Origin of the sequence: Polynucleobacter sp. HIN9, from assembly GCF_030297635.1 — a bacterium.
GTDB lineage: Bacteria > Pseudomonadota > Gammaproteobacteria > Burkholderiales > Burkholderiaceae > Polynucleobacter.
In genome coordinates, this window is the sequence record NZ_AP028140.1 from 1,695,903 (window position 1) to 1,717,787 (window position 21,885).

The 21,885-nt window shown below is 47.0% G+C and carries 28 protein-coding genes; 7 read left to right on the forward strand and 21 right to left on the reverse strand.

The genetic code is table 11. The annotated features are described in order from the left end of the window. Positions 1-16 precede the first annotated feature (16 nt). Complete coding sequence (gene trmL, locus QUE62_RS08525; RefSeq protein WP_286224769.1) at positions 17-487, forward strand: tRNA (uridine(34)/cytosine(34)/5-carboxymethylaminomethyluridine(34)-2'-O)-methyltransferase TrmL; 471 nt, start codon at positions 17-19, stop codon at positions 485-487. Here the strand turns inward: trmL and QUE62_RS08530 are convergent. From QUE62_RS08530 to QUE62_RS08545, 4 genes are read right to left on the reverse strand one after another with little or no spacing between them, the layout of a single operon-like run. Beyond that, positions 484-1,494 (reverse strand): NAD(P)H-dependent glycerol-3-phosphate dehydrogenase, encoded by a 1,011-nt coding sequence (locus QUE62_RS08530; protein ID WP_286261533.1) that lies wholly within the window; start codon positions 1,492-1,494, stop codon positions 484-486. The genes trmL and QUE62_RS08530 overlap by 4 nt on opposite strands. After that, entirely contained in the window at positions 1,494-2,009 is a 516-nt protein-coding gene (secB, locus tag QUE62_RS08535) for a protein-export chaperone SecB (protein ID WP_108509157.1), read from the reverse strand. The genes QUE62_RS08530 and secB overlap by 1 nt, the downstream gene beginning before the upstream one ends. A gap of 27 nt (positions 2,010-2,036) precedes the next feature. After that, positions 2,037-2,291, reverse strand: a complete 255-nt coding sequence (grxC, locus tag QUE62_RS08540) for a glutaredoxin 3 (protein WP_286223613.1) — start codon at positions 2,289-2,291, stop codon at positions 2,037-2,039. Positions 2,292-2,301: 10 nt separating this feature from the next. Next, positions 2,302-2,718, reverse strand: a complete 417-nt coding sequence (locus QUE62_RS08545; RefSeq protein WP_286225319.1) for a rhodanese-like domain-containing protein — start codon at positions 2,716-2,718, stop codon at positions 2,302-2,304. Between the two features lie 22 nt (positions 2,719-2,740). Here QUE62_RS08545 and gpmA point away from each other — a divergent pair, with 22 nt between their 5' ends. From gpmA to QUE62_RS08560, 3 genes are read left to right on the forward strand one after another with little or no spacing between them, the layout of a single operon-like run. After that, positions 2,741-3,436: a 2,3-diphosphoglycerate-dependent phosphoglycerate mutase gene (gene gpmA, locus QUE62_RS08550; protein ID WP_286261536.1), complete on the forward strand. Its 696-nt coding sequence runs from the start codon at positions 2,741-2,743 to the stop codon at positions 3,434-3,436. A gap of 4 nt (positions 3,437-3,440) precedes the next feature. After that, positions 3,441-4,877 (forward strand): S41 family peptidase, encoded by a 1,437-nt coding sequence (locus QUE62_RS08555; protein ID WP_286226749.1) that lies wholly within the window; start codon positions 3,441-3,443, stop codon positions 4,875-4,877. Positions 4,878-4,888: 11 nt separating this feature from the next. Further along, entirely contained in the window at positions 4,889-5,644 is a 756-nt protein-coding gene (locus QUE62_RS08560) for a HesA/MoeB/ThiF family protein (protein WP_286261538.1), read from the forward strand. Here QUE62_RS08560 and ptsP read toward each other — a convergent pair. The 8 genes from ptsP to QUE62_RS08600 form a co-directional block, all read right to left on the reverse strand. Then, positions 5,641-7,395, reverse strand: coding sequence for a phosphoenolpyruvate--protein phosphotransferase (ptsP, locus tag QUE62_RS08565; protein ID WP_286223618.1), 1,755 nt, complete (start codon positions 7,393-7,395; stop codon positions 5,641-5,643). The genes QUE62_RS08560 and ptsP overlap by 4 nt on opposite strands. Before the next feature lie 2 nt (positions 7,396-7,397). After that, a complete protein-coding gene (locus QUE62_RS08570) occupies positions 7,398-7,667 on the reverse strand; it encodes an HPr family phosphocarrier protein (protein WP_286226752.1) in 270 nt (89 codons plus the stop codon). Next, complete coding sequence (locus QUE62_RS08575; RefSeq protein WP_286223620.1) at positions 7,654-8,118, reverse strand: PTS sugar transporter subunit IIA; 465 nt, start codon at positions 8,116-8,118, stop codon at positions 7,654-7,656. The genes QUE62_RS08570 and QUE62_RS08575 overlap by 14 nt, the downstream gene beginning before the upstream one ends. 1 nt (position 8,119) lies before the next feature. Continuing rightward, on the reverse strand, positions 8,120-9,058 hold the full coding sequence (gene gshB / locus QUE62_RS08580) for a glutathione synthase (RefSeq protein ID WP_286261540.1): 939 nt from the start codon (positions 9,056-9,058) through the stop codon (positions 8,120-8,122). An 8-nt stretch (positions 9,059-9,066) separates the two neighbouring features. Continuing rightward, a complete protein-coding gene (gene gshA / locus QUE62_RS08585) occupies positions 9,067-10,365 on the reverse strand; it encodes a glutamate--cysteine ligase (RefSeq protein ID WP_286223622.1) in 1,299 nt (432 codons plus the stop codon). Between the two features lie 198 nt (positions 10,366-10,563). Continuing rightward, the gene (locus QUE62_RS08590) at positions 10,564-11,949 is read right to left on the reverse strand and encodes an ammonium transporter (RefSeq protein WP_286225330.1); all 1,386 of its coding nucleotides are present in this window, start codon (positions 11,947-11,949) and stop codon (positions 10,564-10,566) included. A gap of 10 nt (positions 11,950-11,959) precedes the next feature. Next, positions 11,960-12,298, reverse strand: a complete 339-nt coding sequence (locus tag QUE62_RS08595) for a P-II family nitrogen regulator (protein ID WP_108509169.1) — start codon at positions 12,296-12,298, stop codon at positions 11,960-11,962. A 26-nt stretch (positions 12,299-12,324) separates the two neighbouring features. Then, complete coding sequence (locus QUE62_RS08600; RefSeq protein ID WP_286225333.1) at positions 12,325-13,149, reverse strand: TorF family putative porin; 825 nt, start codon at positions 13,147-13,149, stop codon at positions 12,325-12,327. A gap of 256 nt (positions 13,150-13,405) precedes the next feature. Between QUE62_RS08600 and QUE62_RS08605 the strand changes: the two genes are divergently transcribed. Beyond that, complete coding sequence (locus QUE62_RS08605; RefSeq protein ID WP_286226755.1) at positions 13,406-13,663, forward strand: accessory factor UbiK family protein; 258 nt, start codon at positions 13,406-13,408, stop codon at positions 13,661-13,663. Between the two features lie 4 nt (positions 13,664-13,667). On the opposite strand, the gene QUE62_RS08610 is transcribed toward QUE62_RS08605, so the two are convergent. The 8 genes from QUE62_RS08610 to QUE62_RS08645 all read right to left on the reverse strand — a co-directional run bounded on the left by QUE62_RS08610 (position 13,668) and on the right by QUE62_RS08645 (position 19,713). Then, positions 13,668-15,020: an MFS transporter gene (locus tag QUE62_RS08610; RefSeq protein ID WP_286261542.1), complete on the reverse strand. Its 1,353-nt coding sequence runs from the start codon at positions 15,018-15,020 to the stop codon at positions 13,668-13,670. Positions 15,021-15,027: 7 nt separating this feature from the next. Then, positions 15,028-15,486, reverse strand: a complete 459-nt coding sequence (locus QUE62_RS08615; RefSeq protein WP_286261544.1) for a hypothetical protein — start codon at positions 15,484-15,486, stop codon at positions 15,028-15,030. 106 nt (positions 15,487-15,592) lie between these two features. Further along, positions 15,593-16,564, reverse strand: a complete 972-nt coding sequence (lipA, locus tag QUE62_RS08620; protein ID WP_286261546.1) for a lipoyl synthase — start codon at positions 16,562-16,564, stop codon at positions 15,593-15,595. Next, entirely contained in the window at positions 16,564-17,223 is a 660-nt protein-coding gene (lipB, locus tag QUE62_RS08625; RefSeq protein WP_286226758.1) for a lipoyl(octanoyl) transferase LipB, read from the reverse strand. Before lipB ends, lipA begins: the two co-directional genes overlap by 1 nt. A gap of 9 nt (positions 17,224-17,232) precedes the next feature. Continuing rightward, positions 17,233-17,508 carry an HP0495 family protein gene (locus QUE62_RS08630; RefSeq protein ID WP_108509175.1) on the reverse strand — a complete coding sequence of 92 codons (276 nt, stop codon included), beginning with the start codon at positions 17,506-17,508 and terminating at the stop codon, positions 17,233-17,235. Next, on the reverse strand, positions 17,505-18,224 hold the full coding sequence (locus QUE62_RS08635; protein WP_286261549.1) for an alpha/beta hydrolase: 720 nt from the start codon (positions 18,222-18,224) through the stop codon (positions 17,505-17,507). Before QUE62_RS08635 ends, QUE62_RS08630 begins: the two co-directional genes overlap by 4 nt. 19 nt (positions 18,225-18,243) lie before the next feature. Continuing rightward, positions 18,244-18,549 (reverse strand): (2Fe-2S) ferredoxin domain-containing protein, encoded by a 306-nt coding sequence (locus QUE62_RS08640; RefSeq protein ID WP_108509177.1) that lies wholly within the window; start codon positions 18,547-18,549, stop codon positions 18,244-18,246. Between the two features lie 39 nt (positions 18,550-18,588). Further along, on the reverse strand, positions 18,589-19,713 hold the full coding sequence (locus tag QUE62_RS08645; RefSeq protein WP_286261551.1) for a VanZ family protein: 1,125 nt from the start codon (positions 19,711-19,713) through the stop codon (positions 18,589-18,591). Between the two features lie 38 nt (positions 19,714-19,751). Here QUE62_RS08645 and QUE62_RS08650 point away from each other — a divergent pair, with 38 nt between their 5' ends. Together QUE62_RS08650 and QUE62_RS08655 are read left to right on the forward strand one after the other, a co-directional pair. Beyond that, positions 19,752-20,552: a biotin--[acetyl-CoA-carboxylase] ligase gene (locus QUE62_RS08650; protein ID WP_286261553.1), complete on the forward strand. Its 801-nt coding sequence runs from the start codon at positions 19,752-19,754 to the stop codon at positions 20,550-20,552. Further along, complete coding sequence (locus QUE62_RS08655) at positions 20,549-21,358, forward strand: type III pantothenate kinase (protein WP_286261555.1); 810 nt, start codon at positions 20,549-20,551, stop codon at positions 21,356-21,358. Before QUE62_RS08650 ends, QUE62_RS08655 begins: the two co-directional genes overlap by 4 nt. Here QUE62_RS08655 and rfaE2 read toward each other — a convergent pair. Next, on the reverse strand, positions 21,355-21,852 hold the full coding sequence (gene rfaE2, locus QUE62_RS08660; RefSeq protein WP_286223635.1) for a D-glycero-beta-D-manno-heptose 1-phosphate adenylyltransferase: 498 nt from the start codon (positions 21,850-21,852) through the stop codon (positions 21,355-21,357). The two genes, QUE62_RS08655 and rfaE2, sit on opposite strands and share 4 nt — an antisense overlap. Positions 21,853-21,885 lie beyond the last annotated feature (33 nt).

The following is a 21,885-nucleotide window of genomic DNA, read 5'->3' on the forward strand; positions in this document are numbered from 1 at the left end:
GCAATATGATGCTGCTATGTTTAATGTCGTTTTATTTGAACCTGAGATCCCACCGAATACTGGGAACATCATCCGCCTATGTGCCAATACGGGTGCGCAATTGCATCTCATCAAACCACTTGGTTTTCCTCTTGAACACGCCAAATTGAAGCGCGCGGGCCTGGATTACCATGAGTTTGCCAATCTCAAGCTGTATGAGAACTGGTCCGATTTTCTAACAAGCACAAAGGCCGATTTGCAGCGTGTCTTTGCTTTAACGACTAAGGGGCAGCGCTCACTTCTTCATACAGAATTTCACTCAAACGATTACTTTGTATTTGGATCAGAGACCAAAGGCATTAGCGATCAGGTACGCGCTAGCATTCCTCGCGAGAATCACCTTCGATTGGCAATGCTTGCTAATAGTCGCAGCTTAAATCTCTCAAACTCTGTAGCGGTCGTGGTTTATGAAGCATGGCGCCAACACCAATTCCAGGGTGGGACTTAAGTTTCCGATTTAGGCCCGCGGCCCATTAAGGTCCGAACTCCATCCTCGGGACTCAGTTGACCATTAAGTACGTGACTAACCGTTGTACAAATTGGCATCTCAACCTGATGTTGTTTAGCCAAATCACTCACGGCTTGCGCACACAAGACACCCTCAGCCACATGACCAAGCGCGGCTAATACCCGGTCCAATGGCTCCCCAGCGGCAAGCGATAAACCCACACGACGGTTACGCGATAAATCACCCGTTGCGGTCAAAATAAGATCGCCCAAGCCAGCGAGTCCCATACAGGTCTCGCTCTTACCGCCGACAGCTTTAACTAACCGCATCATTTCTGCAAGACCTCGGGTTAACAAGGCAGCGCGGGCATTCATACCCAAGCCCAAGCCATCGCCAATTCCGGCAGCAATTGCTAATACATTTTTAACGGCGCCACCAAGCTCAACCCCAATCAAATCATCGCTTGCATACACCCGAATATTTCCATGGTGAAACGCAGTTTGTACTTGCTGACAAAATTCAGATGCAGTGCTTGCAACCGTCAAAGCGCAAGGCAAACCCTCGCCAACTTCACGGGCAAAGCTAGGGCCTGACAAAACACCCACTGCATGCGCATGGGTGGCGAATCGTTCTTGTTCGCGGCCAACAACCTGATGGGGAAGTAGGGAGGTTTTGGGTTCCAACCCTTTGCAAAGCCACAAAATGTTGAAAGGGTGTTGTGCCGTTTTAAAAACATCAGCTACCGTAGCTGCTAACCCAGCCATTGGGGTCGCAATCACTAATAGGTCATCAGCCCCTAATCTGTTAACAGCTTTCTCAAAATCCGACTCAATTAATAATGATTTGGGTAACGCAATGGCTGGTAAATACTGCTTATTTTCTTGATCCCTGCGAAGGGCATCGGCGGCATTTGGGTTGCGCGCCCATAAGCAAACCGAATGGTGACTAGCAGCGGATATAGCAATAGCTGTACCCCATGCTCCTGCCCCTAGGACCGATATATTCATTAGTTGGGCAAAATAATCTTGCTCTCTGCCTCACCATTACCGGCTTGCGCTCCCTGAGCTGCCTGTGCCTGAGCCAAACGATGCTCATACATGCCATGAAAGTTGATATCGGCAAGATGAATGGGCTGAAAGCCGGCGCGACTAATAATGTCGGCAACGTTTGAGCGCAAATACGGAAAGATGATGCTTGGGCAAGTGATGCCAAGCATTGGGTCAATTTGCTCAATCGGGATATTCTTAAACTCGAAAATACCGGCTTGCTTAGCTTCGACCAAGAACATGACCTTGCCTTCAACGCGAGCGGTGACTGTGCTCAAGAGGGCAACCTCAAATAACTCGTCGCTTAGGCGATCAACCGCAATATCCAATTCCACCTGAATCTGTGGCTCACTCGCAACCAACAAAATACCGGGGGCATTGGGTTGCTCGAGTGATAAATCTTTTAGATAAACACGTTGGATGACAAACGAAGGCTCATTTGAACCTGTGGCTGAATTCGTTGCAGCATCACTCATACAAACTCTCTTTCCAATTAGAAATGGTTAGGCTAAAAGCGGATCAAGACCGCCTGCACGATCTAATGCTGCTAGATCATCGTAACCGCCAATATGACGATCACCGATATAAATTTGTGGAACAGTCCTGCGACCTGTGCGAGTCATCATTTCTTCTCGCTTGGCTGGATCGACATCAATTAATATTTTTTGTAAATTCTGAACACCCTTTTTTTGTAAAAGTTTCTCAGCCATCACGCAGTAAGGGCAAACGCGGGTGCTGTACATCAAAACGTCTGGCATCGCTTCCCCATTAGGATTTAATCAGCGGCAACCCGGAGGTTTGCCAAGCGTTGATACCGCCCTCTAAAACACCCACTTCGGTATACCCAAGATTGCGAAGCTCTTTAGCTGCTTTCTGAGAATGAGCCGGGCCCCGACCAATCACCACAACAGGATATTTTTGATCGATTTTCATGGTTTTCAAGCTAGCGCCTAAGCTCTCCAAGGCGATATTTTTGGCATTTGGCAAATGGCCTAATTTAAAATCTTCCTCGGTTCGTAAATCGATCACATTGGCCTTGCGACGATTGATCCAAATGGTCGCATCGGTGGGGGTTAGACCCTTGCCACTAATTAGGGTTGATAATGTTGGCATGAATAAAGCCGTGCCCGAAATGATCATTAAGGCGGCCAGTACGAGGTTGTCTGTTTGAGCTAAGAAGTCCATTATCAGATTATAGAATGCATCTATGAAACAACTCATCCTAGTCCGCCACGGACAATCCGCCTGGAATCTTGAGAATCGGTTTACTGGATGGGCCGATATTGACCTAACGCCAACAGGCGTTGAGCAATCCCAACGGGCTGGCCAGCTTCTAAGGGATGCTGGTTACGACTTTGATATTGCCTATACCTCGGTTCTAAAGCGCGCCATCCGAACCTTATGGAACATCCAAGATGCCATGGATCTAATGTGGGTGCCTGTGGTCCATAGCTGGCGATTAAACGAACGGCACTACGGTGCACTGACCGGGCTCAATAAGGCAGAGACTGCAGCCAAGTTTGGTGACGAGCAAGTCCACATTTGGCGACGCTCCTATGCCATCGCCCCACCTCCATTAAGCCCAGAGCAACGCGCTGAACTCGCCAAGGACCCCCGCTATACCAAGCTCACTCATGAGGATATTCCCCATGGGGAGTGCCTAAAAGATACCGTCAGTCGGGTTTTGCCCCTCTGGAATGAGTCCATCGCCCCAGCTCTCAAGCTAGGAAAACGCGTTATTCTGGTCGCCCACGGTAATAGCATCCGCGCCCTGATGAAGCACATTGATCAGGTGTCGGATGAGGCGATCATGGAGGTCAATGTGCCTAACGGCAATCCCCTCATTTATGAACTGGACGATGAGCTTCGCCCAATACAACATTTCTATTTAGAGGCAAAATAGCTAAATGCGTCAGTTATTTAGAAATATTGTCCTAATTAGTATTGGCTTGATTGCCGGAATTGCGGCAACCATCCAGTTCTCGGCGACCGCGCAGCAAGGTGCCAGCACCTTGCCGCTCGATGAGTTACGCACACTCTCAAATGTTTTTGGGCAAATTAAGCGTGAGTATGTAGAACCCATTGACGACAAACAATTACTCACTGATGCAGTTAAAGGAATGGTCAGCAGTCTTGATCCGCACTCCGCTTACCTTGACAAAAAAGATTTTGCAGAAATGCAAGAGCAAACTGCTGGAAAGTTTGCAGGGCTTGGTATTGAAATTACCTCTGAAGACGGTTTAGTAAAAGTTCTTAATCCAATCGAAGGCTCTCCTGCTGCTAAAGCCGGTCTTCAAGCAGGCGATCTCATTACCCGCCTAGACGATAAACCAGTGCGTGGCATGTCACTCGATAAAGCGGTTCGTACCATGCGTGGTACCCCAGGTACCAAAATTACTTTAACGATTTTCAGAAAAAGTGAAGAGCGCACTTTTCCCGTCACCATCACCCGCGCTGAGATCAAAGTACAGTCGATTCGAGCAAAAATTGTAGATAACAATATTGCATGGGTTCGCATTACCAGCTTTCAAGAGCGCACTGTTCCAGACCTTGCTAAGAAATTAGCAGAGCTTGCCGCTAAAGATCCGAGCTTAAAAGGGCTGGTATTAGATCTGCGTAATAACGGTGGTGGACTACTGCAAGGCGCAGTTGGTGTTGCAGCCGCTTTCTTGCCCCCGGGCTCAGTGATTGTCTCAACCAAAGGCCAAGCGCCAGATTCGCGCCAAGTATTTAATGCGGTTCCCGCCATGTATAAATTAAGTGAATCGAATGATCCACTCGATGAGGTGCCTCCGCTTTTTAAGAAAATCCCAATGGTCGTGCTTGTCAATGCCTACTCCGCATCTGCTTCTGAAATCGTTGCGGGTGCACTGCAAGATTACAAACGTGCCACTATTCTGGGAAAGACCACCTTTGGTAAGGGATCCGTGCAGACTGTTCGGCCACTCAGCAGCGACTCAGCGCTCAAAATTACTACCGCTTATTACTACACGCCCAATGGTCGCTCAATCCAAGCATTTGGGATTAAACCCGATATTCCGGTAGATCAGAATAAGGACGGCGACCCTGAAGATGTATTAATTACACGAGAGATTGATAGCGAAAAGCACTTGCGTAATAAACAATCCTCAGAAGAAGCATTGATCAAAGATCGCGAGAAACGGCGTCTGCAAGAATTGCAGTTAATTGAAGAGCGCAATGCAAAGAAAACGCCAGAGGAGCGTGAGAAAGAAAAGAATCGTCGCCCACCTGAGTTTGGTAGCAATGATGACTTCATGCTGCAACAAGCCATTGCCTTTCTCAACGGTCAAACTGTCAAGCGCTCGGCTTCTAAACTCGAGTAATTGAGTTGCTCATGAATGACGAGCAACTCCTTCGCTATTCGCGTCATCTACTTCTCGATGAAATTGACATCGTAGGTCAAGAGCGCCTGTTAAGTTCCCACGTACTGATCATTGGCGCTGGTGGTTTAGGCTCTGCGTGCGCCCCTTATCTAGCTGCCGCTGGCATTGGAAGAATTACTCTAATCGACCATGATCATGTCGAGCTTACTAACCTTCAGCGTCAAATCATGCACCAAGACAATAGCATTGGCATGAGTAAGGTGGCCTCAGGCAAACATTTTCTGAAAAGCTTAAATCCCAGCTGTCAGGTTCAAGCGCTTGAAAAAAGGCTTGATGAACCCTTACTCAAAGAGCTGCTTGGTGATGTTGATGTAGTGGTTGACTGTACTGATAACTTTTCGACCCGACACCTGATTAATCGGGTATGCGTTACCCATGGAAAAGTATTGGTCTCAGGCGCCGCATTACGCTTTGATGGTCAGGTGAGCGTATTTGATTTTAGCGATCCAAACTCACCATGCTATGCCTGCGTCTTCCCACCAGATCCTAATTATGTTGAAACCAACTGTGCCAGCATGGGGGTCTTTGCACCTCTAGTAGGCATTATTGGAACTATTCAGGCGGCGCAAACTCTGCAAGTCATTATTGGTTTTGGAGAGCCGTTAATCGGGCGCTTGCTGATCTGGAATGCCCGCACGACCCAGATCGATGAAATTAAACTCGCACGCCATCACGCTTGTCCAGTGTGCGGACCAGGCACGCACTAATGAATTGAATTCAAGCGATTAAATAGAATGCTTTGCTCAACTGGCTCGTAAGCCGCCAGTAACTCATCAATATGCATCTTCAACTTGCGGGTATCGGCCTGCATGATCTCGCGCTTAACCAGTAAGAGCTGACTAAAGTGCATTGAGAAATCGGTCAATCCCATCGCCAATAAGAGCTTTGTCAAGGCAGGATCACCCGCCATCTCGCCGCATACTGCAATCGGCACATTGGCTCGGTTTGCCTCACGAATAATTCCGGCAATTAAATTGAGTACTGCCGGATTTAATGGGTCGTATAGGTGAGCAACCGCATGATCGGCACGGTCAATCGCCAAGGTGTACTGAATCAAATCATTGGTACCAATTGATAAATAATCAAAGTGTTTGACAAAGAGCGGCATCATCAAGGCGGCGGCTGGAATCTCAATCATTGCTCCTACCTGAATATCTGGATTAAACGCCTTGCCCCGCTCTTGTAATTGCTGTTTAGCCTTTTCAATGAGCCGCAAACTTTCATGAATCTCCTGTGCATGCGCCAACATTGGCAATAACAGTCGAACTTGGCCATGTGCAGACGCTCGTAATATGGCGCGCAATTGAGTTAAAAATATCTCAGGCTCAGACAACGACCAACGAATGGCGCGCAAACCCAGAGGAGATGTTCCAGTAGAACCAGTTTCAGCTCCCGCGACTGCTTTATCAGAGCCAATATCAATCGTACGAATATTCACTGGCAAACCAAACATTGCCTCCACCGCACGGGTGTATTCCTGATATTGCTTCTCTTCATCCGGAAGACCATGTTCTTGGTTCATAAACAAGAACTCAGACCGAAATAATCCAATGCCAACCGCACCTAATTCCAGAGCATGTTTTGCATCTTCTGGTAACTCAATATTGGCAAATAACTCGATCTCAACACCATCTTTGGTGCGGGTTGGGCTGTACTTAAGCTCTTGTAGCTTTTCAGACTCCAGGCGTTTTTCAGCCTGAAGACTTCGATACTGAGCCAAAAGCATCTCATCGGGAGCAACCACCACAATGCCGCGGTCCCCATCAATCACAATCCAATCGCCGTGCTCAATCATGTCGCTGGCATGGCGTATACCTACGACTGCTGGTATTTCTAAGCTACGCGCCACAATAGCAGTGTGAGAGGTCTTGCCACCTAAATCGGTTACAAATCCACCCAGCGCATTCTCTTTAAAGCGCAACATATCATGAGGTGCAATATCATGCGCCACCACAATCGTGTCATCCTCAAAGTGTCCTGTAATCAGTCCTTCGCCACCAACCACAGTCTGACGGTTATGCGACTGCAATGCCTTTAAGACTCGCTCAGCGACCTGCCGAATATCATTGCCACGTTCCTTTAAATACGGATCGTCCATTTCAGCAAACTGCTCAAGCAAATCATTGAGCTCGGTGGTCAGGGCCCAAGCAGCATTTAGGCGTTTTTGCCGAATCAAGGCTAAGGGCTTCTCAGCTAAGGTTGGGTCCGAGAGGATTAATTGATGAACATCCAAAAATGCTGCCATCTCCTGTGGAGCATCTTTTGGTAAAGCGGCTTTAAGGGTATTGAGTTCTTGGCGCACGCAATCAAACGCTTCGAGTAATTTATTAGCTTCGGCTTCTTCGGTCCCAGGCTCAATCAGGTAGTGACTAACCTCAAGGGCGGCTCTTGAAATTAATACGGCCTTACCAATCGCAATACCTTTAGAGACGGCAATACCGTGAAGAGCAAAGGTCATTCCTACTCGCCCTCACCAAATCGATCTTGAATCAACTCACAAATTTTCTTTAGGGCTTCGTCTTCTTTCTCGCCAACGGTCTCGATCGTAACGGTACTACCCATGCCAGCAGCAAGCATCATTACACCCATAATGCTTTTCGCATTAATGCGTCGGCCATTCTTGCTCATAAATACCTCGCACGGGTATTCACTAGCGAGTTGCGATAACTTTGCGGACGCGCGTGCATGCAGGCCAAGCTTATTAATGATTTCAATATCAAGTTTTGGCATCGCTCGTTCCTGCATTCTGATTCAACATAAGCTCGGCATCGGTCATTGAAGAGGGCGCTCCTAAACGAATAATGCCATTTTGACCACCCTGCATGGCTTTAAGAGCAACCGATTCAACTCCGGTACCTCGATAAGAAATCGCCCGCATAAGCATTGGCAAGTTCACGCCAGCTAACACAATCACCTTGCATGAAAAGAGTCCAGATTTGGCAAGCCGAGTGGCAACATTCGCTGGGGTAGCACCCATAACGTCTGTTAAAACCAATATGCCATATTCACTTTGAACCTGAGTGGCCGCTTCATAGACGCGCTCAAAACTAATCTTGGTATCTTCGTGTGGGGGAATATCAACCGCAGCCATACGAACCGGCACCTTGCCATAGGTATGCTCAACAAAACCAAGCATGGATCCGGCAATTGGGGTGTGGGCAACAATTAGGATTCCTGGCACCTTAAATGAGCTCCTTTTCAAGCAATGTAAGCCATTTTTGAGCAATATCCAAATTGGTTTGTTGAGTAATTTCCACAAAACAGGTGGGGCTTGTCACATTAATCTCGGTCAAGTAACCGCCGATCATGTCGAGGCCCACTAAGAACAAGCCACGCTTAGCCAGAATAGGGGCTAAATGATTGGCAATTTCCTCTTCGCGTGCGGTCAGAGCCATGGCTAAACCTTTGCCACCAACGGCTAAGTTCCCGCGAATCTCTGAGCCCTGCGGTATACGCGCCAAAGCATAAGGCATGACCTCACCACCAATGAGCAAAACGCGCTTATCGCCCGAAGTAATTTCGGGCAAGTAACGTTGGGCCATTAGAGTACGTGCGCCGTTCTCACCAAGGGTTTCAACAATACTTGCCAAATTCAGGCCATCGGGTCCCACCCGAAATACGCCCATGCCACCCATACCATCGAGTGGCTTAATAACAATGTCGTGATGCAGCCGATGAAAATCGCGGATCGCATGAATATCGCGCGTCACCAAACTCGGGGGGATAAATTGCGGGAACTCCGTGATCGAGAGTTTTTCAGAATGATTGCGAACTGCATCCGGTGAGTTAAATACCCGCGCTCCTTGCAAAACAGCTGCCGATAGGATCCAGGTACTCGTCAAATACTCTACCGTGAATGGTGGATCTTGGCGCATTAAGACCGCAGAAAAGTACTCCAACGGATACTCCTCAAATGAACCCAGGGCATACCAATGCTCACCATCTAAAAGTTCAATTGTTTGGCAACGCGCCCTGGCCTTGCCTTGTCCCCAAACCAAGTCATGGCTTTGGGTATACCAAATCGCATGCCCTGCAGCCTGTGCGGCACGCATCATGGCCAGAGTGCTATCTTTCTCGACCTTAAACGAATCGAGTGGATCAGCAATAAACAAAAACTTCATGGCCAGACTTAAGCGGCCTCGGCATCCGGATCGGTGCGCTCAAGCTCAAGCGATGCAGCCAGCAGAGCCAAACGCGCTACAACGCCGTATAAGTAGAATCGGTTTGGTGCTGCGCTACCTGGCTTTGCTTTCATATCGGGCATGGCGTTTTGCTCAAACGCGAGCGGCACAAAATGCATGCCAGGTGCATTTAAATTCTCATCGGGTCCACGGTCGGTATGAACCCGATAAAAACCCCCAATAACATAACGATCGATCATATAAACCACAGGTTCGGCCACGGCCTCATTAACCTTCTCAAAGGTATAAACACCTTCTTGAACAATCACGTCACTGACCGCAAGACCCTCTTTAACGATGCTCATCTTATTGCGATCACGGCGATTTAAGTTCTTTAAATCATTGGGGTCGTGCGCAATCATCACGCCCATTCCATAGGTTCCAGCGTCGGGCTTAACAACCACATAGGGCTTATCTTTAATGCCGTACTCACGGTATTTCTTAGCGGTCTTTTTAAGAACTTGATCAACGGCTGCGAGTAATTGCTCTTCACCCTTTTGCTCATGAAAATCCATCCCAGTGCAACGAGCGTAATAGGGATTAATCATCCACGGATCAATATTGATTAATTTGGCAAATTTCTTGGCTAACTCTTCATACGCCTGAAAGTGATTGGACTTTCGACGAATCGGCCAGCCGGCATGCAGCCCTGGGAGCAAGTACTGTTCGTACACATTCTCGAGGATTGGCGGAATGCCCGCGGATAAATCATTGTTAAGCAAAATAGAGCAAGGATCAAAATCTTTGAGTCCCAAACGGGTCTTGCGTAAACCTAGGCGCGTTAGTGGCTCTAAAACTAATTTGCCACCCTCTGGCAACTCGATGGTGGTTGGTTTTTTAATATCGTCCGATAGGGTACCCAAACGAACATTTAATCCCGCTTGGCGCAGAATCGATGATAAGCAAGCAATATTCTGTAGATAGAAGGTATTACGAGTATGCCGCTCAGGGATCAACAATAAATTTTTGGCCTCTGGGCAGATTTTCTCAATCGCTGCCATCGCAGCCTGAACGGCCAAAGGCAACATTTCGGGAGATAGATTATTAAACCCACCCGGAAATAAATTGGTATCAACTGGAGAGAGCTTAAATCCAGAATTTCGCAGGTCGACCGAGCAATAAAACGGTGGAGTATGCTCCTGCCACTCCAAGCGAAACCAGCGCTCAATCGTTGGGGTTGCTTCGAGTACTTTCGACTCGAGCTCTAAGAGAGGGCCACTTAAGGCGGTAATAAGATGCGGGACCATATCCGCATTGTAAGTTTTTTGAAAGAAAGACGCGGAATCTTGCGATTCCGCGCTTAAAAACTAGGCAACCAACCAGTGCCGCCTAGTGAGGGGTAAAAAATAACAAATCACTATTGCTATGCCACACTACCAACTACTATTTGATGTCTAGGTTTGCTGGAATCACTAAAAACCACCAAACCCATTACATCAGAATGCTTATTTTGAATAAGCGGTCTCACCGTGCGAGACAAGATCGAGACCTTCACGCTCTTGATCTTCGTTTACACGTAAACCAATCACGATATCAACAATCTTGTATGCAATCACAGAAATAATTGCGCTCCAGATAATAGTGATACCGACACCTTCAGCCTGGATCAATACTTGACTAGCGATTGAGAAATCCGCATCGCCTGTTCCACCCAGACTTGGGGCCGTGAACACTCCGGTTAGGATCGCACCAATGATGCCACCTACACCGTGAACGCCGAACACGTCTAAGGAATCATCCGCACCGAGCATTTTCTTCAAACCACTCACACCCCAGAAACAAACGAATCCGCAAACAAGTCCAATCACAATTGCGCCCATTGGACCGACTGTGCCGCAAGCTGGAGTAATACCAACCAATCCTGCAATCGCACCAGATGCTGCACCTAACATCGAGGCCTTACCTCTAAACATAGTCTCAGCGATATTCCAAGCCAAGACTGCAGCAGCAGGCGCAAGCAAGGTGTTAATGAATGGCAAGGTTGCGGTTGCATTTGCTTCCAAGTTTGAGCCCGCATTAAATCCAAACCAGCCCACCCAGAGAAGTGATGCACCAACCATGGTCAGGGTCAGGCTATGCGGCGTCATTGCATCTTTACCGTAACCAATCCGCTTGCCAATCATGTAGGCACCAATTAAACCTGCAATCCCTGCATTGATATGAACTACGGTGCCGCCAGCAAAGTCGAGATCGCCCTTACCAAGCAGATAGCCTCCTGGGCCCCAAACCATGTGAGCGATTGGGAGGTAGGCGAAGGTGAACCAGATTGCACAGAACAAAAGCACTGCTGCAAATTTCATTCTCTCAGCAAACGAGCCAACAATCAGACAGGCAGTAATGCCGGCAAAGGTTGCCTGAAAAGCAATAAAAATTAATTCAGGGATCTTAGAGGTGTCGGTAAAAGTATCCGATAAGGACTCGATCGTAACGCCCGATAAAAAGAGCTTACTAAAGTCACCAATAAATAGCCCTTCGCCACCAAATGCCAAGGAGTATCCATAGATCACCCACAAGATAGCAATCAATGAAAACACTGTCATGACCTGCATCAAGACCGAGAGCATGTTTTTACTGCGGACCAAGCCACCATAAAACAAGGCCAAGCCTGGAACAACCATCATGATGACCAAGATGGTACTTAACATCATCCAAGCAATATCTGCTTTTTCAACAGTCGCTTTTACCTCTGGAGCAGCGGCTGCAGCAGTAGCAGCGGCGGCAGCGATTGGCTCAGGAGCAGCCAAAGCAGCAGACGTTGCCACTACACCAGTGACGCCAATGGCTAGTGCCACTGCGCCACTCGTTAGGACTTTTTTTATCCAATTCAACATGTTTAACCCCTTATAGTGCTGAGGTACCGGTTTCACCGGTACGAATACGAACGACATGTTCGATTGAAGAGACAAAAATCTTGCCATCACCAATCTTGCCCGTGCGTGCTGATTTCTCAATCGCCTCTATGGCGCGATCAAGAATGCCGTCTTCTACCGCAGCTTCAATGCGAACCTTGGGTAAAAAATCAACTACATACTCAGCGCCGCGATACAACTCGGTGTGACCCTTTTGTCGACCAAAGCCTTTCACCTCTGAAACGGTGATGCCTGAAACCCCAACTTCTGAGAGAGCCTCACGCACCTCGTCAAGCTTGAAAGGCTTGATGATTGCGGTAATCATTTTCATGCATATCTCCTAGATAGTGAGGGGAATTAGAAGGTTTTGGTGAGGGCAACAACGGCGCTTCCACGACCAGCCCAGTTTGTTGGTGCATTTGTACCAGCGCCAGCAGTAAACCATTCTCTATTCGCATTTGTGCTTATATAGGAAGCTGAGAGTGACAAGCCGCCTCCAAAATCTTTAGTTACACCCAATTTCCAGTCTGTGTAACTTAAATTATTTAGAGTTTGAGGATATCCTGGGATAGTTGTATTTGGCTGTCCAGCAATATATTGGTAACCAATATGACCATTGGCTGTTAATCCCCATATTCCCGTGTCATAGTTTACAGTTAAGTCGGGATAAAATGATCCACTACTATTTGGAATTCCAAATAATGATGTAACAGCATAAGAAAATTTAACAAATCCACTTACGGGCCCAAATGTAAAGTTCTGGGCTGCGTACAGCTCGGTTGTATTTGGATTATTAATAAATGTAAAAGTTCCTTTGTTTGGGTAGTAATACTGAAGCACACCAAAATCAGAGGCAAATCCTGGGGCAATCAGCTCTTTTTTAAATCCGGCATAAAAATCCATTTCGACAGGTGCTGTAACTGTTGGCACTTGATTATTAATCCAGCTGATGGTTGAGTTCCAGTTTCCAATATAGAAGCCACTCTCATGGGCATAATCAAATCCTCCTTGAATAGCAGGTTGGCCATTGGTTTGACTAATTCCTCGATACTTGTAGTCGTTAGTAATTGTTACGTTTGCAGAGATTGGGCTCTTCTCTTCAGCTGGTGCAGATTGCGCCATGGCGCCACCTGCCAATGCTGAGATCGCTAAAGCGAGTGTGGTTTTCTTAAAAGTGTTCATAAATACTCCCTTCTGGTTGAATGAAAAAATGCACTACACATTTAGTCATGCAATAAGCGTGCCAGGTTATTAAATATTGTTTTAAATCAAGTATTTATTTAATTTTTTGGCTTTGGATTTGACTTAATTGGTGCTTATTTTGGTGAATATCTGGGGTTTTTGTGGGCTTTTGCACCAAATAAATGCATCATTTGGAGTCATTTTGTGCACCACCTTTGGGCATGCAAGGTCTTTGGCTTCGCCCTACAATTCTTTTATGCAAAAACCTAGTCAACTATTCGAGCAAATGCAGACCATTGCGGTCGATATGCAAAACAAGATCGGTGAGGTAATCCGTAACTCGCCCGCTAAAGACATTGAAAAAAATGTTCGGGCCATGATGACCCAGGGTTTTCAGCGCATGGATTTGGTTACACGCGAAGAGTTTGATATTCAGTCGAAGGTCTTGGCTAAGACCCGTGAGAAATTAGAGGTGCTTGAAGCAAAAGTAGCGGCCCTCGAAAACAAGTCGTAATGATTTAGATCTTTACGACCTCATCTTCAGCTTCATCATCTCGAAAGAAAGTGGCTGGAAAATATTTGGGTGCAATCAAGAACCAAATAAAGCCAGCAATCTGCACCACTAGAAATACCGCTAGCGCCAAATCATAAGCACTCGTTTTGTTCCAGCCCAAGGCAATGCCTAAATCTAACAAATGGCCAATACCCCATTGCACAATAAAGGCGCCAATAAAAAGTGTTAGGTTATAGGTGGTGCTGACTCTTCCCGAATAGTGTTTCGGGAAGTACAAAACAATGATGCTCTGCGCCAACACAAACGAAGCGCAGGTAATCGCAAATAGATACCACCAGATCCATACCAAGGGCGTTTGCCAAAAATACGCGCAGGCCTGCATGATCATCGATGCGCCAACCATCCAGGTCATGTAGCGCATCGTATCAACTCCGCGCTTGGCTAATTTTGGCAAGATCCAAGCATTAAAGAGATAGGCAAAGAGGAGTACGGTGTTAAATCCAAATACGATTTGTGCGGCAGTGCTTGGGCGATACTCCATCACCTCAATGAGCCATGGGCCAAACCATAAGGTTTGTATCGCAATAAATCCGCCATAACAAAATGTGCCCAGTGGCAGGATCCGCCAGAAAAATGGATTGGTCAAAATTGGCTGATAACTTTGCCACGATAAATTCGCTTGTGCGCTGGGTACTTCGTGATTTGTGTGCTGATGTTGCTGATTTTGCTGATTTTGTTTTCGTACCGGCAAACCAAAGTACAGAATCAGAATTGCCAGAAATGACAAGCCAGCTAGGACTAAAAAGACCCCGCGCCAACCGATATAGGGTGTGACCAAATGTACAGGCCATGTGCTTGCTAGGGCACCGCTGGTACCAAATACCAACATGGCTGAAGCTAATTGTCCTTGTTGAGAGGGTGCGTACCAAGCCCTAAATCCTGAGAATGCAGCCATTAGACAGGCGGACACCCCCATTCCAATTAAGACCCGTGCAATCACTAATGTGTTGAAGTTCTCAGCCAAGGCAAAAATAATGGCGCCAATCACAGCGAGGGTCATCACCCAGACTTCAGTAATCCGTGGGCCAAAGCGATCAAGCGCCAAACCCAGGGGAATTTGTGTCATTCCAAATCCAACAAAATAAGCTGAGGACAAGAGTCCTAAATCGGCATTGCTAATTTGAAGATCGCGCACAAGATCTGGAGCGATCACCACATTGATCGTACGAAATGCATACGACATAAAGTAGGCCATAGCAAAGCATAAGAAAATCCGCAATGCAAAGCCACCCTCTAAGGGTAGCCTTAGATGATCATTGGGTCTGCCATACCAATGGGAATAATGCGCCCGACTCATTTAGTACTTAGTTTGGTCGAAACTCATCAAAAAATATAGTGATGTTCTCTTGATTAAGGAGAGACTCTAATTGACTGGACTGCCCCGTCCGAATGACGCTGATTTGATAAAGATTCACAGAATCATTGGCAGCCGGTCTAATTAACCACCGTACCCGCATCACCTTTTTACTCTCAGGAAGGCTTAAATAATAGTCTTGCGTGACTTGTTTAGCTTGACCCGCTGGGCCAATTCGGCTGGTGGCATCTTTGACCAGATTAAATTGGGTTGTGTTTGCCTGTCGTAGCAGGGTATCTTTTAACATCTGCTCAACCTGTGTGACCTGAGTCGCAATCGTGGCTGGGATTTGTGTGGTCATTACCGCAAATACATCCTCATCGACTTTGGCGAACTCCAGAGTTTGCTTTAGAGACGTTGTTTGATAGGTAATGTCGCGCTCAATTAGTTGGGGCTTACTCGGAAACATCACCGAATAGCCCTGAGCATCGTTTTTAATGGTACGCCAATCAAATTGAGGGCTACACCCTACGATGAGAGTACAAAGGGTAGCTAGCCCAAATATGCGTATTGGCCTATACAACGCCAGCCTCATGGGCTTGTTGATCAGCGTGATAACTTGAGCGCACCATCGCACCAACCGCTGCATGGCTAAAACCCATCGCATACGCTTTTTGCTCAAACTCTTTAAATGTATCTGGGTGTACATACCGGAATACCGGTAAGTGGTGATTTGAGGGGGCAAGGTACTGACCAATGGTGAGCATATCAATATCATGCGCGCGCATATCCTGCATGACCTCCAAGATCTCCTCATCGGTTTCGCCCAATCCAACCATCAAACCACTCTTAGTCGGTATCTGTGGAAAGCGTGCTTTGAAGTCTTTCAATAGCTTTAATGAATGTGCATAGTCTGACCCTGGTCTCGCTTGCTTATATAGGCGCGGTACGGTTTCCAGGTTATGGTTCATGACATCAGGCAAGCCTTGTGGATCGCTAGCAAATATATCGAGAGCCTTCTCAAGTCGCCCCCGAAAATCAGGCACCAAAACCTCAACACGAGTTAACGGTGAAAGCTCTTTGGTTCGTCGGATGCAATCGACAAAATGCTGTGCGCCGCCATCACGCAGATCATCACGATCAACACTTGTAATCACCACGTAGGAAAGTTTGAGTGCAGCTATTGTCTTCGCGAGATTAATCGGTTCTTGCGTATCCAAGGGGTCAGGTCTGCCATGCCCCACATCGCAGAACGGGCAGCGTCGCGTACATTTATCGCCCATGATCATAAAGGTGGCCGTGCCTTTACCAAAACACTCACCAATATTAGGACAGCTTGCCTCTTCACATACAGTGACCAACTGGTTCTCACGCAAAATCTGTTTAATCTCATTAAAGCGCGAACTACTCGATGCGGCCTTCACCCGAATCCAGTCCGGCTTTTTTAAGGTCTCGGCTAGAGGCACGATCTTAATTGGAATCCGCGCAGTCTTGTCTGCCGATTTTTGTTTTTGCAGGGGATCGTATTCTTTTTTTAGATCGCTCATCAAACAGGTTCCAGTTGCAACTGCTGTTGTAGGTGATTCAGTAAATTTCCTGCAACGGTATCGATATTCTCGCTGATTCCAAGCGACTTGAGATCAATCGTTTTTAAGCCCTCATAGCCACAAGGGTGGATTGCCTCAAAGGGTGATAAGTCCATATCAATATTCAGTGCTAGACCGTGGTAACTACATTGTTTGGTAATTTTAAGCCCCAGGGCTGCAATCTTGGCACCCCAAAGGGACGGTGATACCTGAGGCTGCTCACTAAGATAAATGCCAGGAGCACCGGACTTACGCTCAGTAATTACCTTGCAATCAATTAGGGTCTGGATAAGCGCTTCCTCAATGCGCGAAACCAGCTCTTTGACATAGAGCTTCTTACGCTTAAGATCAAGTAATAAATAAATCACGATTTGGCCTGGCCCGTGATAGGTAATCTCACCGCCACGATCAACTTCAATAAGAGGAATAGAATCAATCGGAGTATGTAAATTACTTGGCTCTCCAGCCAAGCCCAAGGTAAAGACCGGAGGATGTTGCAAGACCCACACTTCATCAATCGTCGTCGCAGAGCGCTCTTGTGTAAACCGTTGCATGGATTCAAAAGCTTCTTGGTATCCCACCATGCCCAAGAACCGAATTTGTACTGGGCTAGCCTGCATAGCAACTCACTAGAGTACGACGCTCACCAAGGGATGGGTGGATAGTGTTCGATAGATTTCATCGAGCTGCTCACGACTGGTTACATGCACTGTAATGGTTAGGCCCAGATAATTACCATCACGCGATGGCCGCTCTTCAATGCTTGTCTCCTGAAAATTGGGATCAAATTGCTTGGCAATATGAATCACGGCTGGCAAAAACTCGGGAGCAGCTTTACCCATTACCTTGATTGGAAAATCACATGGGTACTGTATCAGGGACTCTGCAGGAGTATTGGTGTTCATGATGATGTTCTCGGAAAGCCCAACCAGTTAGACAAAATAATATTGCGTATGCAGTGCAACTTGCGATGAAAAAAATGATCGGCTCCTGGTACCACATGCACAGTTAATTCTTGAGGACGAGTCCAATCAAATACCGCACTCAACGGAATGGTCTCATCATTTTCCCCATGAATCACAATCGTATCGGTGGGAACACGTTCGGCCAGCTCCCACTTGCCTGCTGCGCTACCCACCATGACAAAGCGCTCTACCGGTCGTCCAAGCTCAGCTAGTTTTTGAACCAAATGGGTGCCCACATAACTACCAAAGGAGAAACCGGCTAGCACCAATGGCAATTGATTGACTTGGGTAATCCAAAACTGCTCATTAGCATTTGGCAGGCTTTGCGTCCAAGCTCCTGGCGTGCGCATCCAATCACTAATGCAAATCAGGTCGTCAAGCTCACCACGCCCCTCATCATGGACGCCTTCTGATAAACCAACCCCCCGAAAATTTGGTCTCACGCATACATAATCCAACTGATTAAACGTTCTTGCTAAGGTCTGCACTACCTTGTTATCCATGGTGCCACCGAGTAAGGGATGGGGGTGAGCAATCAAGGCCAATCCTCGCAACTCAGTGTGGGGATTATGTTTGAGGCTCTCTGGCAAATCAATCGAGAGCTGAATCTGGCCAACTGGGCCTGGGATCGTAATGATTTGAGTCCGACTGTTCATGCAATGCCTAATCGCTTAGTTAAATCATTAAACGTTCGACAGGCTTACCTTGCATCAAATGAGAGTCGATAATTTCTTCTACATCTTCGGTATCGATCATGGAGTACCACACACCCTGGGGATAAACCACCATAACAGGGCCGTTCGCACAATGATCTAAACAACCTGCTTTATTCACACGTACCTTGCCTGCACCGTTGAGTCCCAATTCTTTGACTCGTTTTTTAGTGAAATCAAACAAGGCTTGGGCATTGTGCCGAGCACAGCAATCATCGCCATTGCTCCGCTCGTTTAAACAAAAGAATAGGTGGTATTGATAGCTCATCCTAGAAATTATATCGATGGATGAGGCTTCTAGCCGAACTCACTGATTTGCGCGTCGGGCGTAATGAATCAGCCAAATGAATGCCACTGGCAGCCACAGCCAAGACAGCCATTGCATTAAATCGTTGAGATGGGCTAAACGGCTGTGATTCCATCGAGGCAAGCTAATGGTGAAGTAGGGATTATCTGGGAAATAGTTCACTAAAATCATAAGAGCAACTAAAGCGCTGATACAGGCAATGAGCCGAATGCTAGTTGAACAGCGCATAAAAATACTAGTCAGAAGACTACTGAGCACCATCCCCCAAATTGCACCCGCACTTAACCACACAAAGCCAAAGTCCGAACCAAACTGTAGAGAGGTAAATAAGGATTTGATCGTGATCGTAATCGCTAATAATCCTGCAAGGATTGGTAGTTTAGGAATATTGTTGCGAAGTGCTAAAGAAAAGAATAGGCAAACGCCAAACCAACTAAGACCGGTTACTAAAGCCTCATAAATCGTGTGGTGCATTCCATCCAAACCCCAGCTTGCAACCGGATTGATACCCAGACCTAAAAAGCCCATGCCTAACCATGCACTTTGGGGATAAATTTGTGCGAACGGAAACAAAATGAATAGGGCAACACTTAACCAACGTGTACCAAACCAGTAATCAAAGCGCTTACGCAGTGCGGTTCCAGATAACCAATGTGGGCCTAAAGGTTGAGCTAATAGTGCACCAATTAAGGCACCCATTAAATTAGCGATCCAATCAATTTGTGTCGGTACTCGGGTGGGTAACCAACTTTGTGCACTCTCGATCGCACCCGATAGAAGGGCGCTGAATACTAAGGCAATGGTAATTGCTCGAAATCCTTGCCAGCGAGGATAAAGAGCGAACACCAAAATAAAGCCCAAGGGAATATATCCCAAGACATTGATCGTCACATCAAATAAGGTAATGTATTTAGGCAGGGGGCCCGACCACCACGCAAATGGATCCAAACCAAACTTCCAATCCACATTAAAAGGGTTTAAACATCCATAGCCAATGAGCAAGACATAAATGATGGCGATTGCCCGAGCCAGCGGCATTGCCTGCAAAGGCCAATGGATACGCTGAGGCACTCTTGGCGTATCAGTAGGTTCTTGAGTAAGGTCTTTTTTGGCTTTGCCTGACATAAGTACCCATTCTATCGAGACCTTTCTACAATAGACAAATGAACTGGAATTGCATTCTTGAGCGCGTTGCTCAAACTGAATCAACCAACGACGATCTCATGGCGCGATGGCGCTCTGGGGCGCTCATCGACCCCATCTCCCGTTTGGCCAAAAACCAAACCAAGGGTAAAGGGCGATCTGGGCGACATTGGTTTACAGAGCCAAATGCTTCTTTATCGTTTTCGCTCGCTTATCCCTTTGATCAAACACAACAATCGCTGCGTGGGCTAAGTCTTGTTTGCGGACTCGCGGTGATCCAGGGGATCTCCAAGAGTCTTGGACTTGATGAAATGAGTCTGCGTCAGCACGGTCTTTCACTAAAGTGGCCCAATGACCTTTTGATCAAGGAACGCAAATTAGGTGGGATTCTAATTGAGGGTGGAAAACTGTCGGGCTCCAATCTAAATGAGCGAATTTGGATGATCATTGGGATTGGCATGAACTTAAGCCATTCCAAATCCTTAGAGAACGCTGCGCAACTGCCGATTAGCGCTCTCTCAGAACTCAATCACAAGCACATGCCAATAGAGGCTGATTTGGTTTGGCTCGCCATTCTCAACGCTCTGGGCGACTATCTTGAACTCTTTGCCAAAAAAGGATTTGCGCCTTTTCGTTCGCAATGGGATTTTTGGGATGCCTATCGCGATCAACCAGTGAGTATTTCGGAGTCAGGCGTAGTTAAGCAAACAGGCATTGCCCATGGCATTAATGAAGAGGGCGCACTTTTACTGCAAGTGCCCGGTAATAGCGAATTAACGGCGATCTATGCCGGAGATGTCTCTTTAAGAAAGCATCTATGAGCTCATTCTTACTGATTGATATTGGTAACTCGCGCTTAAAGTGGGCAAGTGTGAATAGCAAACGCAATCCCATCGAGCGCGATAAAAAATTATGGGATCACTCCGGTGCGATTGATACTAAGTTACTAGGCTCAAAAGAGCACCGTGATGAGCTGGCTCACTACATTCTCAATACCATCCCAACCCCAAGTGCGATTGGTCTTTGCAGTGTGGCGACAGAATCTGCAGTCCAACAGATCAATGAGCTACTTCAGCCCTGGCAACACTGTCCCCAGTTTCGTCTACTCGGAAACTCATCATATCCATCTCTGCGGACGCAATACCAAAACACCCACACCCTGGGTGCCGATCGCTGGGCTGCATTAATTGCTGCACGAGAGCTATCCAATGACAACACCTTAGTGATTAGTGCCGGTACCGCAACAACCATTGATTTTTTGGGTGGTAATGGAATGCATTATGGCGGCTGGATTCTGCCAGGTCTGGGACTAATGCGTAAAGGCCTATTGCAACATACCGCCGGTCTCAATGTAGCGAGTCTTGATCAAGCATCGAGTGGCATTGGATTAGATACTGCAAGCGCGATTGACGAGGGATCGCGGCTAGCCCATTTGGGAGCCATTACACAGGCAATCAATTTTGCTAAACAGCGGCATCAAGCCGTTACCCGTATATGGATTGATGGTGGTCATGCGAATACCTTATTTGATGGGCTGATTCAAAATCAAATCCCCGCAGAAAAAATGCCGGGTTTGGTACTTCGAGGACTCTGGGCTTGGCTCAATACCCAAGTCGCAAGGAACTAAGAACGAATCTTACCAAGTAGGTTTGTAGTAGAGCGCTCATGAATAAAGGGGATCGCGTATGCTTTTCCACCCCATGCGTTTACAACCTTCGTCTCCTCTAAAGTCTCAATTGCATAGTCTCCGCCTTTGACGTAAATGTCTGGACGGATCTTACGAATCAACTCGACAGGGGTCTGCTCTGAAAATAAAACCACCAAATCAACGCTTTCTAATGCCGCTAAGAGGGCCATTCGATCTTCTTGACCATTAATCGGGCGATCAGAACCTTTTCCCAACATTCGCACCGATGCATCTGAATTAACGCCCACGACCAAACTACCGCCAAGCTGGCGGGCTTGCGCTAAGTAACTGACATGTCCCCGGTGCAAAAGATCGAATACGCCGTTTGTAAAAACCATAGGACGAGCCAAGGACTTTAGCTTTTGCTCTAAATCCCCACTAGTGGCACATAGTTTTGCTTCAAAAGCAGGGGGCTTCAAGATTGGCTCTGTCATAAGCCAAATTCTAGATGATTCCAACCCAAAACC

Coding starts and splice junctions, on each gene's coding strand:
- trmL (WP_286224769.1), top strand. CDS start 17: ATGTTTAATGTCGTTTTATTTGAACCTGAGATCCCACCGAATACTGGG.
- QUE62_RS08530 (WP_286261533.1), bottom strand. CDS start 1,494: ATGAATATATCGGTCCTAGGGGCAGGAGCATGGGGTACAGCTATTGCT.
- secB (WP_108509157.1), bottom strand. CDS start 2,009: ATGAGTGATGCTGCAACGAATTCAGCCACAGGTTCAAATGAGCCTTCG.
- grxC (WP_286223613.1), bottom strand. CDS start 2,291: ATGCCAGACGTTTTGATGTACAGCACCCGCGTTTGCCCTTACTGCGTG.
- QUE62_RS08545 (WP_286225319.1), bottom strand. CDS start 2,718: ATGGACTTCTTAGCTCAAACAGACAACCTCGTACTGGCCGCCTTAATG.
- gpmA (WP_286261536.1), top strand. CDS start 2,741: ATGAAACAACTCATCCTAGTCCGCCACGGACAATCCGCCTGGAATCTT.
- QUE62_RS08555 (WP_286226749.1), top strand. CDS start 3,441: ATGCGTCAGTTATTTAGAAATATTGTCCTAATTAGTATTGGCTTGATT.
- QUE62_RS08560 (WP_286261538.1), top strand. CDS start 4,889: ATGAATGACGAGCAACTCCTTCGCTATTCGCGTCATCTACTTCTCGAT.
- ptsP (WP_286223618.1), bottom strand. CDS start 7,395: ATGACCTTTGCTCTTCACGGTATTGCCGTCTCTAAAGGTATTGCGATT.
- QUE62_RS08570 (WP_286226752.1), bottom strand. CDS start 7,667: ATGCCAAAACTTGATATTGAAATCATTAATAAGCTTGGCCTGCATGCA.
- gshB (WP_286261540.1), bottom strand. CDS start 9,058: ATGAAGTTTTTGTTTATTGCTGATCCACTCGATTCGTTTAAGGTCGAG.
- gshA (WP_286223622.1), bottom strand. CDS start 10,365: ATGGTCCCGCATCTTATTACCGCCTTAAGTGGCCCTCTCTTAGAGCTC.
- QUE62_RS08590 (WP_286225330.1), bottom strand. CDS start 11,949: ATGTTGAATTGGATAAAAAAAGTCCTAACGAGTGGCGCAGTGGCACTA.
- QUE62_RS08595 (WP_108509169.1), bottom strand. CDS start 12,298: ATGAAAATGATTACCGCAATCATCAAGCCTTTCAAGCTTGACGAGGTG.
- QUE62_RS08600 (WP_286225333.1), bottom strand. CDS start 13,149: ATGAACACTTTTAAGAAAACCACACTCGCTTTAGCGATCTCAGCATTG.
- QUE62_RS08605 (WP_286226755.1), top strand. CDS start 13,406: ATGCAAAAACCTAGTCAACTATTCGAGCAAATGCAGACCATTGCGGTC.
- QUE62_RS08610 (WP_286261542.1), bottom strand. CDS start 15,020: ATGAGTCGGGCGCATTATTCCCATTGGTATGGCAGACCCAATGATCAT.
- QUE62_RS08615 (WP_286261544.1), bottom strand. CDS start 15,486: ATGTTTCCGAGTAAGCCCCAACTAATTGAGCGCGACATTACCTATCAA.
- lipA (WP_286261546.1), bottom strand. CDS start 16,564: ATGAGCGATCTAAAAAAAGAATACGATCCCCTGCAAAAACAAAAATCG.
- lipB (WP_286226758.1), bottom strand. CDS start 17,223: ATGCAGGCTAGCCCAGTACAAATTCGGTTCTTGGGCATGGTGGGATAC.
- QUE62_RS08630 (WP_108509175.1), bottom strand. CDS start 17,508: ATGAACACCAATACTCCTGCAGAGTCCCTGATACAGTACCCATGTGAT.
- QUE62_RS08635 (WP_286261549.1), bottom strand. CDS start 18,224: ATGAACAGTCGGACTCAAATCATTACGATCCCAGGCCCAGTTGGCCAG.
- QUE62_RS08640 (WP_108509177.1), bottom strand. CDS start 18,549: ATGAGCTATCAATACCACCTATTCTTTTGTTTAAACGAGCGGAGCAAT.
- QUE62_RS08645 (WP_286261551.1), bottom strand. CDS start 19,713: ATGTCAGGCAAAGCCAAAAAAGACCTTACTCAAGAACCTACTGATACG.
- QUE62_RS08650 (WP_286261553.1), top strand. CDS start 19,752: ATGAACTGGAATTGCATTCTTGAGCGCGTTGCTCAAACTGAATCAACC.
- QUE62_RS08655 (WP_286261555.1), top strand. CDS start 20,549: ATGAGCTCATTCTTACTGATTGATATTGGTAACTCGCGCTTAAAGTGG.
- rfaE2 (WP_286223635.1), bottom strand. CDS start 21,852: ATGACAGAGCCAATCTTGAAGCCCCCTGCTTTTGAAGCAAAACTATGT.